Origin of the sequence: Roseibium sp. (assembly GCF_039982295.1) — a bacterium.
Classification (GTDB): Bacteria; Pseudomonadota; Alphaproteobacteria; order Rhizobiales; family Stappiaceae; genus Roseibium.
This window is the reverse complement of the sequence record NZ_JBDWYP010000033.1, coordinates 141,824-155,296: the sequence shown is the minus strand read 5'-3', so window position 1 is coordinate 155,296 and position 13,473 is coordinate 141,824. Positions and strand designations below refer to the sequence as shown.

Below are 13,473 nucleotides of genomic sequence, written 5' to 3'. Positions count from 1 at the left end.
TTCGGCAGACGCTTAAGCGAGCGCCGGCTGGATCTTCTTACAAGCATCGACCAGACCATCGACGGATGCGACGGACTTGTCGAACATGGCTTTTTCTTCGGAAGCCATGTCGATCTCGATGATGCGCTCTACGCCCTCGGCGCCGATGACAACCGGCACGCCGACGTAGGTGTCCTTGAGGCCGTACTGGCCGTCGAGGGCAGCTGCACAAGGCAGAACGCGCTTCTTGTCCTTCAGGTAGCTTTCCGCCATGGCGATTGCGGAAGACGCAGGCGCATAGAAGGCCGAACCGGTCTTCAGCAGGCCAACGATCTCTGCGCCGCCGTCACGTGTGCGCTGGACGATCTCTTCCAGACGCTCAGCCGTGCACCAGCCCATCTTGACCAGATCGGTCAAAGGAATGCCGGCAACGGTGGAGTAGCGTGTCAGCGGCACCATGGTGTCGCCGTGGCCGCCCAGAACGAAGGCGGTGACGTCTTCAACGGAAACGTTGAATTCCTCGGCGAGGAAATAACGGAACCGTGCGCTGTCGAGAACGCCGGCCATGCCGACGACCTTGTTCTTCGGCAGGCCGGAGAATTTCTGCAGAGCCCAGACCATCGCGTCGAGCGGGTTGGTGATGCAGATGACAAAAGCGTTGGGAGCGTATTTGGCGATGCCCGCACCGACCTGCTCCATGACCTTCAGGTTGATCTCGAGAAGATCGTCGCGGCTCATGCCCGGCTTGCGCGGGACGCCTGCGGTGACGATGACAACGTCCGAGCCTTCGATGGCCGCGTAATCATTCGCACCGGCGAGCTTGGCATCAAATCCGTCGACCGGGGAAGATTCAGCCAGGTCGAGGGCCTTGCCCTGCGGTGTGCCTTCCGAGATGTCGAAGAGAACGATGTCTCCCAGTTCTTTCAAGCCAGCAAGATGAGCGAGCGTACCGCCGATCTGACCAGAGCCGATCAAAGCAATCTTGTTCCGCGCCATGTCCGAAAGTTTCCCTTTACGTAAGATGGAACCTTATGCCATCCGCTGATGACTGCGGATGGCACTACTCCCTTTGTTCGTTCCGTGCAAGCTAACCAAAAGAATATTGCAAACGGAACGGAAATATTTGACAGCCTTCCCGCCTCTATAGATGACGTATTGGGAAGGTATACTTATGCGCGCAAGCGCGTTTGGTCTCCCGCAAGATAAGCTTCAGACCGCATTTCGATCAAACGAGATACGGTCCTGTCAAATTCGAATGCCTCTGTGCCGTCGTCCGATACATAGAGCCCCGTGGGCTCGGCCTCTGCGGACACGACGAGTTTGACGCCATTGTCATAGAGCGTATCGATGAGATTGATGAAGCGCTTGGCCTCGTTGCGCCGCTGCTTGCTCATCACCGGCACACCTTCCAGGAACACGGTTCCAAAGGCATGGGCAATGCGCAGGTAGTCAGCCGCCCCAAGAGGCTGCATGCACAATTCATCGAAAGAGAAGCGCGCGGCGCCTGCTGCAGCAACGCGGACCGGAATCTTGCGACCCTTGTGCTCCAGCTCGGTTGCATGAGGCGTCACCCCATGAGTCAGCTTGCGCCAGAGAGCGTCCATTCCACTTTCGGCTTCAGCGCCCAGCGGCGTCAGATAGATGGGTGCACCGGAAAGCTTCTCCAGCCGATAGTCCGTCGGACTGTCGAGCATGACCACATCGACATGCTCCTGAAGCAGCGCCACAAAGGGCAAAAACAGCTGTCGGTTGAGGCCGTCGCGGTAAAGGTCTTTCGGGTCAACGTTCGATGTTGCGACCACGACAACTCCGCGGGCGAAAAGCTGGGTGAAAAGACGACCAAGGATCATCGCATCGGCAATGTCGGTCACCGAGAATTCATCGAAGCACAGCAGCCGTGTCTCGTCAGCGATTTGCTCAGCCACCGGCGGGATCGGGTCATCACCCTTGACCTCACCGCGCTTCAGCGCCTGGCGATAGGCATGAATGCGCTCGTGCACGTCGGCCATGAATTCGTGAAAATGCGCGCGGCGCTTGCGCTTGACCACGGCCACTTCCATGAAGAGGTCCATGAGCATCGTCTTGCCGCGACCAACGCCGCCCCAGACATAAAGCCCCTTGGTGCTGCGTTCGTTCTTTTTATTGCGACCGAAGAGCCAACCGAGGGAGCTTTTCTTTGAGGCCAGACGGAGATTGGAAAGTTCGGTGTTCAGGAGATCAAGCTGGCGCACAATATCCAACTGGATCGGATCCTCGCTGATCTCTCCGGAGGATACCAATGCCTCATATCGGTTCTGAAGAGCCCGACTGACCGGCAGTTCCACTTTCACCTTGGCGCTCCGTTCCTGACATTTCGTCCGCGCGCCCAAGACTTCAGGCTGCGCCAAACTGTCGCCCTGCCCGCTCGCATAAGGTCAAACCGAGCAAGATGCAAGCTCATCTCATGGGCACAGCTTCTGCGAACCCCAGTCAAATCCATTTAAATCGCCGTTATAACACTTGTATCCGAAGAATTTTCCATGCCCGTCATCTGAATTGGAGAAGCAACATTGCCTATCGAATTGGCGCGTATACGCCGCTCCGGGACCAGAAAGCCAATCTGCTGATCGCACACGTGAGGGTTATTCTGGAGGATTTGATTACCGACATCGAGCATGTCGGTAGCACCGCTGTCAAAAACCTGCCAGCCAAGGCGAAATTTCATCTGGATGTCATTCTGGAGAATGCGAATCACCTTGATGAGGCTGTTTCCCTGTTGGAAGCAGCCGGGTACACGCCTCTCGGATTTCTATATGAGTGCGATGTCTTTCATCTCACCCGCGCCAGCAGAAACGTGCCTGAAGAGAATGGCGCGTGCATGCTCCAACCAGCTCACCGGGTCTGCCTCTGTTTTCCGAATGCCGTCGAGCCCCGCAGGCGTGCAGCCTTTCGCGACGCACTCACGGCTGATGGCAACCTTCGGCACGAGTATGAAGCCTTGAAGCGCAGACTGATCTCGAAAGACAATCAGGATTGGGATGCCTATTCGGCGGGGAAGGCACAGTTCAGTGAGACGGTGCTTCGCAGTCTGAACCGCAGCGACCTCTGCCTGGGCGACAGCGTGTGAACACATCAGTCCCCAGGTCAAAGCCCGACAAAACTGGTCGGAATGCCTGCCTGACGCTCCTGAAGAACAAGCAATTGTGCAACAAGACCCCGCTCTTCATCGACCTCAAGGTCCGCCTTGCGGCCTCGCCCGTCCGTAAGGAGCCAGGCATTGCCACCCCGGATCAGATCGAATTCGATCGGGTCCGACACATTGAGACCGAGACGGTCCCAGAGCGGGCACTGCGCTTGTTCCCCCACGCCCTCGGACGCCGCTTGCAGCTCAAGACGCAACGCGCGGTAAAATGGCTGAATGTTCGTCGTTTCAACAATGATCGAACGTGGCTGATCGCCATCGAGGTAGACAATCCGCGCGACACCGGCACCTTCAGGAATTGCAGCCGCGGAGCATGGGACCTTGTGAACAGCGCCCAGTGCTGTCCACTCGGCGCGAAGGGTCACCGTCACAGGTTGTCTCAGGGCAGGCATTTCCCTGGCAAGCCTTCTTTCGCGAGCGTTGGCCCCGTCGACCTGCTTGGCGGCGCTGGTTCGGGACGATACCGCGAGCGAGGTGCCGGCGATTCTGCGGCGCCGGAACACAACCACATCGCGGGGAAGGTCTGTTCTCTCGACACGCCAACCGGCATCAAGCCAGGAGTTCTGGTGAACCAGGCTTCCGCCGGAATTTGCCCACCAGGTCCTGTGCTCACGAGCGCTTTTGGGCAGACCTGAACCGAGAATTGATTCAAGGTCGCCGAGCTTTGCAGCCCAGACCACATCTTCCAGTCGGGCCAGGTGTTCTCTCAAGGGATCATATTTGGACATGCGTACCGCCTCCTCGGATATCCGAGTTTTGCAGCTAAGGCGCGTAACGTCCAGACAATTTTACCTAGGGTTGCTAACGATAGAGCGAAATCGGTACGCCCGTTGACGTCTGACCGTTAAACTGTTCCGCAGAAGTGGCGTAAAGCTGGGCGACGACACCGCCGCTACCATCCTTCAGTACAACCTGCTTGTCATTGAGGTTCCAGGCGGAGATGCCTGAAAGCGCCGGTGAGGAACAGCCTCTCGTGTTGGCGCGGTAACCGCCGGACCATGTCGTCAGCGCCATGAAGGCCATGCAATTGTCGCCCGCAGAGGCGATCTTCCAGCCACCCGCCATATCGCTGCGGCCAATTTCGAGCGCGCCGGCCGGTGCAACCACGGGTGCAGCGGCAACATCGGTCCCGGGCACACCTGTCTCGACGGTTCCCGGCGCCGGCGCCAGAGGATCAAGAGGTTGCAAATCCCCCCGCCCGACCGGCGTGGTCGGCGTTGCCGGCAAGGGCGCCGCATAATTTCGGCTGCCGGAAAAGCGCTGACACCCCGTTACAACCACCGCACAGGTCATCGCCAGTGCAATTGCCACATTCCGTTTCATATCGAATCAATCCCCGTTCCGCCGCGAACACTGTCCACCGTCTTACCGCACCACCCCGCCAGATGGCAAAACTCGACTCAAGTAGTAGACCAAAGCTTATTGAAACAAGACCAATGCGACTGATATATGTTCATAAGCGTTTGGAGGAGCGCAGGGAGGGCAGTGTTGTCATCAGGAGCGCTCCATGCAGCTGTCTGCCTACATTCGATCCCTGCTGAGTCGGCGATCCTTACTGAGTCGTCTGTTTCCGGCCGAGCAGAACCATCGCGTCCCCGAACTCTTCGCAAGTGGCGAGATCCGTTTGCTGGACGCCTCCGAGAAACACTTGTTTCGCGACCACCTGCTTCGGCTTGATGGTGATACTCGGCGCAGCCGCTTCGCGATGCACGCGACCGATGCCTTCCTGCGCTCGTACGTCGAGACCTCTTTCACACTCGACACAGTGATCTATGCCTATCTCGAGAATGGGGTCGTACGGGGAACTGCCGAACTGCGCTCTCTTGGCAGTGCCGACACCGCCGAAGCCGCCTTTTGCGTCGAGCAGGACTGGCGTCGCATGGGCATCGGCACCCGGTTGATGGATCTCCTGCTTCAGAAGGCCAAGGCGCGCGAAACACGGCACATCTACATCAATTGCCTTGCGACGAACCGCAAGATGCAGGCGCTTGCGCGCAAATTCTCCGCAGACATGAGCTTTGAGGCCGGCGATGTCATCGGGCATATTTCGCCGCCCGAAGCAGCACCGACGGACCGGTTGCGCCAATGGGTTCTGAGGCAGGTGCCAAAAGCACAGGCCACGCTCTCCCGCTGGAGCTAGACAAACTCCTCGGGCAACCGTTACCAAGCCGGAATCGCCGCCATTGCAGGTGCAACCGCGTCATCTATCGCCTGCCGGATGCGCCGGAAGTATTCGACTGATGCGGCGAATGATGCCGGGAACGGCGGCTTGCCCGCAACGGTCCAGGCGTGCTCGCGAACATTCTCTTGCCAATCATCGGGAAGCTTGGGCTTTTCCATGTCAGCCAGATAGATCATCCGGTCCGGTTTGGGAGCGTGTGCCATCAGGAAAATATCGAGGCACTTGGGCTCAAGTCCGTCTGCCGACATTGCCCGCGAAGACAAGAGCTTGGCCACGGAGGGATGCAGCTCGGACCGGGGTTTCAACCCGGCGGAGAAAGCTCTCACCAGGCCAGCTCCCCGGGCGTTGAGATATGCCTCGGCAAGCGGCCCCAAGAGGGCATTGTCCGGGCAGACGAACAGAACCGTTGTCTTGCGCACGTCGGATCTCCGTTTCGGCAAACGTGATTCGGTGTGGTTCGCCTTTCATCTACCGCTGCGTTCATGAGCCTTTGTGACAAATTCCGAAATGGCTGAAATTTATGTGGGAAGCCGACAATCAGATCCGCAGTATTGCGGATTGCCGGCAGGTCGCGGAGCGCGGCAATCTCGCTGCAATCACCCAAATGGAGACGCAAAGCATGTCGGAAACAGAAGCAGTCGGCGACGGCAAACTGACAACCCTGAGCGTTGGCGAAGTGAAATCTCTCTATGACAAGAATGACGTCGTTCTGATCGATGTCCGCACACCGGCCGAATATGCCTTAGAGCACATTGGCGGGGCGTTGCTCGCCCCCATGTCGGGCTTTGATCCCGCACGCCTGCCGACACAGACCGAGGAACGGCCGATCGTTCTGTATTGCGGATCCGGCATGCGCTCACGGAAAATGGCCGAGAAATACCTCGCCGCCGGCTTTGCCAAGATCGCTCATATGGCCGGCGGCTTCGGTGCGTGGAAACAGGCCGGCAACGGCTTCCTGGGAACAGACCCCGCGACCGGCGCCAGTGTTCCGCGGCCCTAAAGTTTCCCCTCAGTCTTCGGCGCTGAAAGCGTCGAAGGCGGCGAGCGCTTCCGCACCGTAGATCATCGATGGGCCACCGCCCATGTAGACGGCAACACCGATGGTCTCCATGACCTCTTCGCGGCTTGCCCCGTATTTGGCAGCGGCCTTGGAATGGTAGGCCAGACAACCGTCGCAGCGCGCCGTGATCCCGATCGCCAGAGCGATGAGTTCCTTTGTCTTGGAGTCCAGAGCACCTTCCTGGATCGCAGCCCGGGCAACATCATGAAATCCCTTGGTGACTCCAGGGATACCGCCCCTGAGTTTACCCATACGCTGGTCTGTCTGGGAAATGAAAGCTTGCCAGTCGCTGACGGCCATCGGATCTTCTCCTGTCTGCATCGGTGCAATCAATTGCTTTTCCGGGTTAGAACCGATGGGAACAAAGAACGTTGATTTCACTCAAATCGTCCACATTTTAACAGGGTCGTCGTGTCGTTCCCGGCGTGCCGACTTGAAGAGCTGAGCCAGGAAACAATTATGCCTCTCGCCATCTGGTGCATTCTGATTGCCGCCATTCTCCCGATCGCCACCGTGTTTCCAGCCAAGCTCAGCAAGGATTTCGACAACGCGAATCCACGCAACCCGGATTACTGGCGCGAGGGGTTCCGGGCACGTGCGAACGCGGCCCAGGCCAATGGTTTCGAGGCTCTGCCGTTCTTTGCGATCGCCGTCATCATCGGCCTTTGGCAGGGTGGCTCGGCAGATTGGATCGATCGGCTGGCGGTGCTCTTCATCGGCCTCAGAATGATCTTCATCTTCTGTTACTACATGGATCGTGCCGGTCCGCGGTCCCTCGCCTGGGCGGCCTCTTTCCTGGCAACAATCGCGATTTTCACGAGCCCCGTCTGGAGCGTGTGAGAGAAAGTTCCACCATGACGTTTTGATGAAAGTTTGCGATCGTAAGACGGCTTCCATTGCCTGATCCTTACAGCTTCGTTAACAATCCGGTGTTCATCGAACGCACCAAGCAGATTAGGAATACCCCGTGGCCTACCCGCACCAGACGACCCTGGCGCTCTCGAAAGAGGGAGAGACTTCCGTTGGTCGTGGGCACCGGCATATCGTCGACACCTTGATTGACGAACGCGGCCGTCAAGTCATGGCAGCCCCTTGGTGGCCGCTTTTACGGCCCATCGCCTTTCGCATTCTGCGGTATCGCCAGGCTCTGGAAATGGCCAATGCCATTGCACCTCTGCCGGCCCAGGATGTCTTCGATCATCTGAGCGAATTGCTCCAACTCAACGTCGAGGTGGTCGGTCTGGAAAATGTTCCCGCCGACGGCCCGATCGTGCTGGTCTCCAATCATCCGACCGGCATCGCAGATGGCGTGGTGCTCTATGATGCCATTGGACCCCGGCGCAAGGATCTGTCCATCTTCGCCAACCGCGATGCCATTCGCATCAATCCACGCCTCGCTGAAATGATCGTTCCGGTGGAATGGCGGCCCGACTTCAAAACCCGTGAAAAAACGCGTGAAACTCTGAAACTCGCGGCAGATGCCTTCGCACAGAACCGCGCCATCGTGCTCTTTCCATCCGGGCGGCTGGCCTACTGGAACGAGGGACGGCTGACCGAGCGGCCATGGATGACATCCGCGCTTGCCCTTGCGCGGCGCAACAAGGTGCCCGTCATTCCCGTTCACATGGGTGGGCGGAACTCGGGCCTGTTCTATTTCCTGGCGCGTGTCTCCACCGAACTTCGGGACATGACGGTGTTCAACGAGCTTCTGAACAAGAAGAAGGCTTCCTTCAAGGTGCATTTCGGTCAACCCATCGATCCGAAGATGCTGGAAGGTGACCTGAACAGCCTGACGGAACGGATGAGAACCCACTGCGCGGAAACGCTTGGCCAGAACCCCAGGGCGGTGTTCGAGGAAGGCTGATTACGGGCCAAAATCATCCACAGGCCGAGATTGCCGAACCCTTGCGAATAAGGGAGACTGCGGCAAATCAGGGAATCAGCCGCACATGCTTGCATCGCAGCCGTTAACGGCCAGCGCACAGGACCAGACTCACTCCATAGCTCACCATGGCGCCGAACCGCGTGACGTTTTGCGCGATGTCTTCGGCTATCCTGACTTTCGCGGCCGTCAGGCGGAGGTGGTCGACACGCTGGTTCAAGGCAAGGACGCGGTGGTTCTGTTTCCCACCGGCGCCGGCAAGTCGCTCTGTTTCCAGATCCCGGCCCTTTGCCGGTCCGGCATCGGCATCGTGATCTCTCCCTTGATCGCCCTGATGAAGGATCAGGTCGGTGCGCTCACTGGTGCTGGCGTAGCTGCCGCGGCGCTGAATTCCTCGCTGTCACCGGACGAACAGGACGCGGTTCGCGACAAGGCGCGGTCCGGCGACCTGAAATTGCTTTACGTGACGCCCGAGCGGCTGGCGAGCGAGAGCTTTCGCCGATTTCTCGACACGCTGAAGATCGCTCTTTTTGCCATCGACGAGGCCCATTGCGTCAGCCAGTGGGGCCACGACTTCAGACCGGAATACCTGTCTCTTGCGGCGCTTGGTCATCGCTATCCGGGTGTGCCGCGTGTGGCGTTGACCGCGACCGCTGATCCCCACACCCGTGAGGACATCATTGCGCGGCTGCAGCTGGACACTGCGGAAGTCTTTTCCACCAGCTTTGACCGGCCCAACATCCGCTACGAAATCGTCGAGCGCACCAACCAGCGCCAACAGCTTCTGGATTTCCTCAAGCGGCACAAGGACGAGAGCGGCATCGTCTACTGCCTGTCCCGCGCGAAGGTTGAGGACATTGCCGAATGGCTGAATTCAAAGGGTGTGCGCGCCCTGCCCTACCACGCCGGACTGCCGGCCGAGACGCGTGCCGCCAATCAGGATGCGTTCATGCTTGAAGAGGGCTTGTGCCTCGTCGCCACCGTTGCCTTCGGCATGGGCATCGACAAGCCGGACGTGCGGTTTGTCGCCCACCTGGACCTGCCGTCCTCCGTCGAAGCCTATTACCAGGAGACGGGCCGAGCCGGACGTGATGGCGCGCCGTCGGAAGCCTGGATGGCCTACGGCATGGCCGACATGGTTCAACGCAGACGCATGATTGCCGAAGGCGACGCCCCGGATGAGATCAAGCGCGCGGAAAACGGCAAGCTGAACGCTCTTCTCGGCATCTGCGAAACCTCCGGCTGCCGTCGTCAGGCGCTGCTGGCCCATTTCGGCGAGACCTATCCCGAACCTTGCGGCAACTGCGACACCTGTCTGTCCCCGGTTGAAACCTGGGACGGTACGGAAGCAGCGCAAAAATTCATGTCGGCAGTCTATCGGACCGAGCAACGCTTTGGCACAGGGCATGTCATCGACGTGCTCCTGGGCAAGGAAACCGACAAGACCACACGGTTCGGTCACGGCACCCTGTCCGTCTACGGCATTGGCCAGGAACACAATGCCAAGGTTTGGCAATCGGTTGCCCGTCAGCTGGTTGCAGCTGGTCTCATTGATGTGGACCACGCCAATTTCGGTGCTCTCGTGCTGACCGAAGAGGCCCGCGCCGTGTTCCGGGGCGAACGGAAAGTCCCGCTGCGCAAGGACCGTGCTGCTTCAAGTTTGAAGAAAACACGCGGCGCGCGGTCGGCCAGCCTTGCCGATGATCTGGATCCGGATGACCGGCTTCTGTTCGAACGCCTCAGACGCCTCAGAACCCAACTGGCACGCGACGCGGAAGTGCCACCCTATGTGGTCTTTCCAGATGCTACGCTCGCCGGCATCGCCAAGGCGCGGCCAGGCACCTACACGTCTCTTCTGGAAGTCTCCGGTGTCGGCCAGAGCAAGCTGGAAAAATACGGCCGCGAGTTCATAGAAGTCGTGGAAGCCTTTGAGGCGGGCGTGTAACCGCTCTTTTCAACTCCAAAGCAATTGCTCAATTGGGCGTGCAGCAAAGGTCGAAGGTCTCGACCAGACCCTGCAGACGTTCCTCGGACGGATCATTGAACCATTCGCTGATGCTTTGATGCAGGAAGCGGTGCATTTTCTTCTGTTCGCGCAAACGGCGGTAGGAGGCGCCGAGCCGATAGATATCGGCAATCTCGTCGGTCGTGAAAAGCTCCAGAGCCGCGGCCGCCAGAACCATGCCCAGATCAGCAAGCGTTCGACGCCCGAGCTCATGTGCGATGAGGAATGCGAAAAGGCCAACGACGAAACGCTGTTCAAAGCTGAGATGGCTTCGTCTTCGACCCGAACAGACGATGATCAGTTCGACCGTTTCGACCGTCGCCGCAACAGCGAACTCGGTCACAGAGCTGGCCTCCGGCAGCTCGCGGTCGTGGGCTGCGAGAACCGCGCTGATGTTTCGCCTCAAGCGGTCTTCCGCCTCGGCAAGCTTCAACTCGGAAACAAAATCCGGTTCCTGAGGCAGGCCTGAACTCTTGCCCGAATTAAACAATCCATTTGAAAACAAACTGCCCATGCGACCATCTCGCTAAAACCGGAGATCCACGGAATAATCGCTCTATAGTAACTTTCTTTTTCTCCCCTGGCAAATAGGCTGATCGAACAAGTTTATCGTGTGACGATTCATATCATTACATCACCAGATTGGGAGATGACTTTACGGCATCGGCGACAAATATGCGCCGACACCATTCCGCAATTCCCGTCGCTTGACGTCAAGATCCGTGTGCGCCCTTCGGCACACCTTTGTAGGCTTCCTTACCCCAGACCTTTTTAACGGTCACATCCCGGCCGCAAGCACCTCGGTATCCCTTGTAGGCGGTGGCGCGGGTGACATACCCGAAGCGAGTGAGGGTTCGCTGGCCGCTCTTGTAGTAGCCCTGATGATAATCCTCGGCAGGCCAGAACAGAGCGGCACCTTCCACCGGCGTTACGATCTTGCGCCCCAGAGCCGCTTCACCGTCCGCGACAGCGGCGTGCGCTGCCTTGGCCTGTGCCGCGTTCAAAGGATGAAGTGCGGACGAGTAGGCGTGGCCGCGATCGCAGAATTGACCGCCGGCATCGGTGACATCGATGGTGCGCAAAAAGATATCGACAAGATCGCGGTAGCTGAGTTTCGTTTCATCGAAATCAACCTTCACCACTTCCCGGTGGCCGCCTTTCTCATAGGTCTTGTAGGTCGGGCTTTCGGTGCTTCCGCCGCCGTAGCCGGACACAACATCGCGGACGCCGGGCACGGCCTCCAGGTCGGACTCGACACACCAGAAACATCCACCAGCAAAAACGGCGGTCTCTGCCTTTGCAGGCGCAGCGAGGGCGCCGCTGGCGATGAGGGCGAGGGCAAGTAATTTGATCATGATGTTCGCTCCACTGTTTATCTGACAGCTAGACCATGGGTGCGAAAAGGCAATTCAACCTGAAACACGAAACCGACACTCCGTGGTGAGGACATCAATGGATCCCCGCACAAGGCGTGGATGACGGCCCGGATTGAAGCGAGACCTTGCGGCTGCCCCCCCTCGTGTTCGTCATTGTCGGGCTTGTCCCGGCAATCCAGAAAGACCGGCCAAGAATACAGGAAGAGTGGATCCTCGGGACACGCCCGAGGATGACGGCGGTGGGTGTGGCGGGCCTTCGCCGTTTGCTCCTGCCTTCACGCACAACCTCCCCCCGAATGACGTAGCCGCCAAAGGCATCGCCCTTCCCCACACTCAGTCATGCCATGGCTTGACCATGGCATCCATGCCGTGACCTTGCCTCACAGGACCACCTCAACTTGGAGAGCTGGAACGGCATGGATTGCAGGATCAGGTCCTGCAATGACGGCCGAGCGTTAAACAGAGCTTATCCCTCATCCGGGTGGGGATAGGCCCCTCTCAAGGCATTGAAAACACACCCATCGCCTATGGATAATCGAAACTTATCCTCGTCCTCGAAACCTGTCGTATCATCCATGCTGTTCCTGCCATCACGGGGCCGAGTGCGGACCGTCCGTTCGCGGTGGTGGGGACCGGGTTTCGAGGGGCTTTTTGCCGTGTAACGGACGGCAGAGGGCGCCGGTGACTGGCAGCTTGAACCTGCGGCGAGGAGTGATGCCGCAGGTCTCGGGCGCGTCTCGTATCTGGCAAACCGGAGGACGCTCTACTTCCGGCGCGCAGAAAAGAGAAAGGCGCACGTCCAGTCATTTGGGACACGGAACCTGGGCAGGCGCAACAGCCTTGCACATCTCACTTTCCCAACCGCTCCCGGCAAGTCCGGAGCGCCTGCCATCCCGTTAAACGGGAACCTGAGAACCAGCCAAAACGCCGGGGAGAGATCCTGCGGTGGGACTGGTGCTGGCCCACGGTCTGCGAGCCCGTGCTTAATCGTTCCAGACGTTGGCGTTTTCGTCAAAGTCCGGTCGCTGTGGAGAGACGACACAGAAACGGTGACCGCTGGGGGCCTGCATGACGACCCAACCCTTGCAGGCACCGACCTCTTCCGCGCCAAGCACTTTCAGGCGGGCGACTTCGGCGGGAATATTGTCGGTCTCGATGTCCAAATGCACGCGAGGCGCGTGGTCGACAGACTGAAGCAGCACACGCAGCTCGGACGGCGGACCTTTCAGGTCGCGGTACTTCGGATCCCTGGAGCCTACCTCCCGCTCGCGCCCCAGGACGCCAGCCCAGAAGATCTCGTGCGCAGTCAGATCATCATCCTCACAGTCGATCACCATGACGCCCAGACGGCTCTTGTGCATGACAGGCTCCTTATGTGCTATTCGGGCAGGTGACAGACGGCTTCGATGTTGTGACCATCCGGATCGATCACAAAGGCGCCGTAGTAATTCTCGTGGTAGTGCGGACGAAGACCCGGCGCACCGTTGTCCTTGCCACCGGCAGCCATCGCCGCCTCGTAGAATGCGTCGACAACGGCGCGGGTCGAAGCCGCAAAAGCGACATGCAGGGTGCCGCCGATTGCCTGCGCGCCGCCAATCCAGAATTCCGGCTTATCCACGCCATAACCGCAATAGGAAACACTGCCGGTCTGCTCAGGACCGACTTCCATCAGCATGGTGATGCCGAGGGGAGCCAGGGCCTTGTCGTAAAACGCCCTGGCGGCGGCGTAGTCGGCCACGTCAAAGCCAATGTGATCGATGATGGCCAAGGATTGCTCCTGCAGTAGAGATAGACACCGGAACAATGCA

The 13,473-nt window shown here is 58.9% G+C and carries 16 protein-coding genes; 6 read left to right on the top strand and 10 right to left on the bottom strand.

The genetic code is table 11. From position 1 onward, the window contains the following. Positions 1–12 precede the first annotated feature (12 nt). On the bottom strand, positions 13–975 hold the full coding sequence (mdh, locus tag ABJZ52_RS05975) for a malate dehydrogenase (protein ID WP_348189624.1): 963 nt from the start codon (positions 973–975) through the stop codon (positions 13–15). A gap of 173 nt (positions 976–1,148) precedes the next feature. Beyond that, a complete protein-coding gene (gene zapE / locus ABJZ52_RS05970; RefSeq protein ID WP_348189765.1) occupies positions 1,149–2,303 on the bottom strand; it encodes a cell division protein ZapE in 1,155 nt (384 codons plus the stop codon). A gap of 104 nt (positions 2,304–2,407) precedes the next feature. Between zapE and ABJZ52_RS05965 the strand changes: the two genes are divergently transcribed. Next, a complete protein-coding gene (locus tag ABJZ52_RS05965; RefSeq protein ID WP_348200085.1) occupies positions 2,408–3,085 on the top strand; it encodes a GrpB family protein in 678 nt (225 codons plus the stop codon). A 17-nt stretch (positions 3,086–3,102) separates the two neighbouring features. On the opposite strand, the gene ABJZ52_RS05960 is transcribed toward ABJZ52_RS05965, so the two are convergent. Together ABJZ52_RS05960 and ABJZ52_RS05955 are read right to left on the bottom strand one after the other, a co-directional pair. Then, positions 3,103–3,888, bottom strand: coding sequence for a hypothetical protein (locus ABJZ52_RS05960; protein WP_348189628.1), 786 nt, complete (start codon positions 3,886–3,888; stop codon positions 3,103–3,105). A 73-nt stretch (positions 3,889–3,961) separates the two neighbouring features. Further along, positions 3,962–4,483: an AprI/Inh family metalloprotease inhibitor gene (locus tag ABJZ52_RS05955; protein ID WP_348189630.1), complete on the bottom strand. Its 522-nt coding sequence runs from the start codon at positions 4,481–4,483 to the stop codon at positions 3,962–3,964. 184 nt (positions 4,484–4,667) lie between these two features. On the opposite strand from ABJZ52_RS05955, the gene ABJZ52_RS05950 reads away from it, so the two are divergent. Beyond that, positions 4,668–5,300 carry a GNAT family N-acetyltransferase gene (locus ABJZ52_RS05950; protein ID WP_348189632.1) on the top strand — a complete coding sequence of 211 codons (633 nt, stop codon included), beginning with the start codon at positions 4,668–4,670 and terminating at the stop codon, positions 5,298–5,300. A 20-nt stretch (positions 5,301–5,320) separates the two neighbouring features. On the opposite strand, the gene ABJZ52_RS05945 is transcribed toward ABJZ52_RS05950, so the two are convergent. Beyond that, positions 5,321–5,761: an ArsR family transcriptional regulator gene (locus tag ABJZ52_RS05945; protein WP_348189634.1), complete on the bottom strand. Its 441-nt coding sequence runs from the start codon at positions 5,759–5,761 to the stop codon at positions 5,321–5,323. 200 nt (positions 5,762–5,961) lie between these two features. Between ABJZ52_RS05945 and ABJZ52_RS05940 the strand changes: the two genes are divergently transcribed. Further along, a complete protein-coding gene (locus ABJZ52_RS05940; protein ID WP_348189636.1) occupies positions 5,962–6,342 on the top strand; it encodes a rhodanese-like domain-containing protein in 381 nt (126 codons plus the stop codon). 9 nt (positions 6,343–6,351) lie between these two features. On the opposite strand, the gene ABJZ52_RS05935 is transcribed toward ABJZ52_RS05940, so the two are convergent. Beyond that, positions 6,352–6,702: a carboxymuconolactone decarboxylase family protein gene (locus ABJZ52_RS05935; RefSeq protein ID WP_348189767.1), complete on the bottom strand. Its 351-nt coding sequence runs from the start codon at positions 6,700–6,702 to the stop codon at positions 6,352–6,354. Between the two features lie 159 nt (positions 6,703–6,861). Here ABJZ52_RS05935 and ABJZ52_RS05930 point away from each other — a divergent pair, with 159 nt between their 5' ends. From ABJZ52_RS05930 to recQ, 3 genes are all read left to right on the top strand, one after another. Next, complete coding sequence (locus ABJZ52_RS05930) at positions 6,862–7,242, top strand: MAPEG family protein (protein WP_348189638.1); 381 nt, start codon at positions 6,862–6,864, stop codon at positions 7,240–7,242. Positions 7,243–7,369: 127 nt separating this feature from the next. Beyond that, a complete protein-coding gene (locus ABJZ52_RS05925) occupies positions 7,370–8,266 on the top strand; it encodes a 1-acyl-sn-glycerol-3-phosphate acyltransferase (RefSeq protein ID WP_348189640.1) in 897 nt (298 codons plus the stop codon). 85 nt (positions 8,267–8,351) lie between these two features. Next, the gene (recQ, locus tag ABJZ52_RS05920; protein ID WP_348189642.1) at positions 8,352–10,229 is read left to right on the top strand and encodes a DNA helicase RecQ; all 1,878 of its coding nucleotides are present in this window, start codon (positions 8,352–8,354) and stop codon (positions 10,227–10,229) included. Between the two features lie 28 nt (positions 10,230–10,257). Here the strand turns inward: recQ and ABJZ52_RS05915 are convergent, their stop codons facing one another. The 4 genes from ABJZ52_RS05915 to ABJZ52_RS05900 form a co-directional block, all read right to left on the bottom strand. Further along, positions 10,258–10,803 (bottom strand): hypothetical protein, encoded by a 546-nt coding sequence (locus ABJZ52_RS05915; protein WP_348189644.1) that lies wholly within the window; start codon positions 10,801–10,803, stop codon positions 10,258–10,260. Between the two features lie 199 nt (positions 10,804–11,002). Continuing rightward, positions 11,003–11,644, bottom strand: a complete 642-nt coding sequence (msrA, locus tag ABJZ52_RS05910; RefSeq protein WP_348189646.1) for a peptide-methionine (S)-S-oxide reductase MsrA — start codon at positions 11,642–11,644, stop codon at positions 11,003–11,005. A 1,004-nt stretch (positions 11,645–12,648) separates the two neighbouring features. Further along, positions 12,649–13,026, bottom strand: a complete 378-nt coding sequence (locus tag ABJZ52_RS05905) for a VOC family protein (protein WP_348189648.1) — start codon at positions 13,024–13,026, stop codon at positions 12,649–12,651. A 17-nt stretch (positions 13,027–13,043) separates the two neighbouring features. After that, positions 13,044–13,427: a VOC family protein gene (locus ABJZ52_RS05900; protein ID WP_348189769.1), complete on the bottom strand. Its 384-nt coding sequence runs from the start codon at positions 13,425–13,427 to the stop codon at positions 13,044–13,046. Between the last annotated feature and the right edge of the window lie 46 nt (positions 13,428–13,473).

What these genes read in the sequence shown, in the direction of transcription:
- ABJZ52_RS05955 (WP_348189630.1), bottom strand. Translation starts at nt 4,483, where the DNA reads ATGAAACGGAATGTGGCAATTGCACTGGCGATGACCTGTGCGGTGGTT.
- ABJZ52_RS05915 (WP_348189644.1), bottom strand. Translation starts at nt 10,803, where the DNA reads ATGGGCAGTTTGTTTTCAAATGGATTGTTTAATTCGGGCAAGAGTTCA.
- ABJZ52_RS05960 (WP_348189628.1), bottom strand. Translation starts at nt 3,888, where the DNA reads ATGTCCAAATATGATCCCTTGAGAGAACACCTGGCCCGACTGGAAGAT.
- mdh (WP_348189624.1), bottom strand. Translation starts at nt 975, where the DNA reads ATGGCGCGGAACAAGATTGCTTTGATCGGCTCTGGTCAGATCGGCGGT.
- ABJZ52_RS05905 (WP_348189648.1), bottom strand. Translation starts at nt 13,026, where the DNA reads ATGCACAAGAGCCGTCTGGGCGTCATGGTGATCGACTGTGAGGATGAT.
- ABJZ52_RS05940 (WP_348189636.1), top strand. Translation starts at nt 5,962, where the DNA reads ATGTCGGAAACAGAAGCAGTCGGCGACGGCAAACTGACAACCCTGAGC.
- ABJZ52_RS05950 (WP_348189632.1), top strand. Translation starts at nt 4,668, where the DNA reads ATGCAGCTGTCTGCCTACATTCGATCCCTGCTGAGTCGGCGATCCTTA.
- recQ (WP_348189642.1), top strand. Translation starts at nt 8,352, where the DNA reads ATGCTTGCATCGCAGCCGTTAACGGCCAGCGCACAGGACCAGACTCAC.
- ABJZ52_RS05930 (WP_348189638.1), top strand. Translation starts at nt 6,862, where the DNA reads ATGCCTCTCGCCATCTGGTGCATTCTGATTGCCGCCATTCTCCCGATC.
- msrA (WP_348189646.1), bottom strand. Translation starts at nt 11,644, where the DNA reads ATGATCAAATTACTTGCCCTCGCCCTCATCGCCAGCGGCGCCCTCGCT.
- ABJZ52_RS05935 (WP_348189767.1), bottom strand. Translation starts at nt 6,702, where the DNA reads ATGGCCGTCAGCGACTGGCAAGCTTTCATTTCCCAGACAGACCAGCGT.
- ABJZ52_RS05965 (WP_348200085.1), top strand. Translation starts at nt 2,408, where the DNA reads ATGCAAGCTCATCTCATGGGCACAGCTTCTGCGAACCCCAGTCAAATC.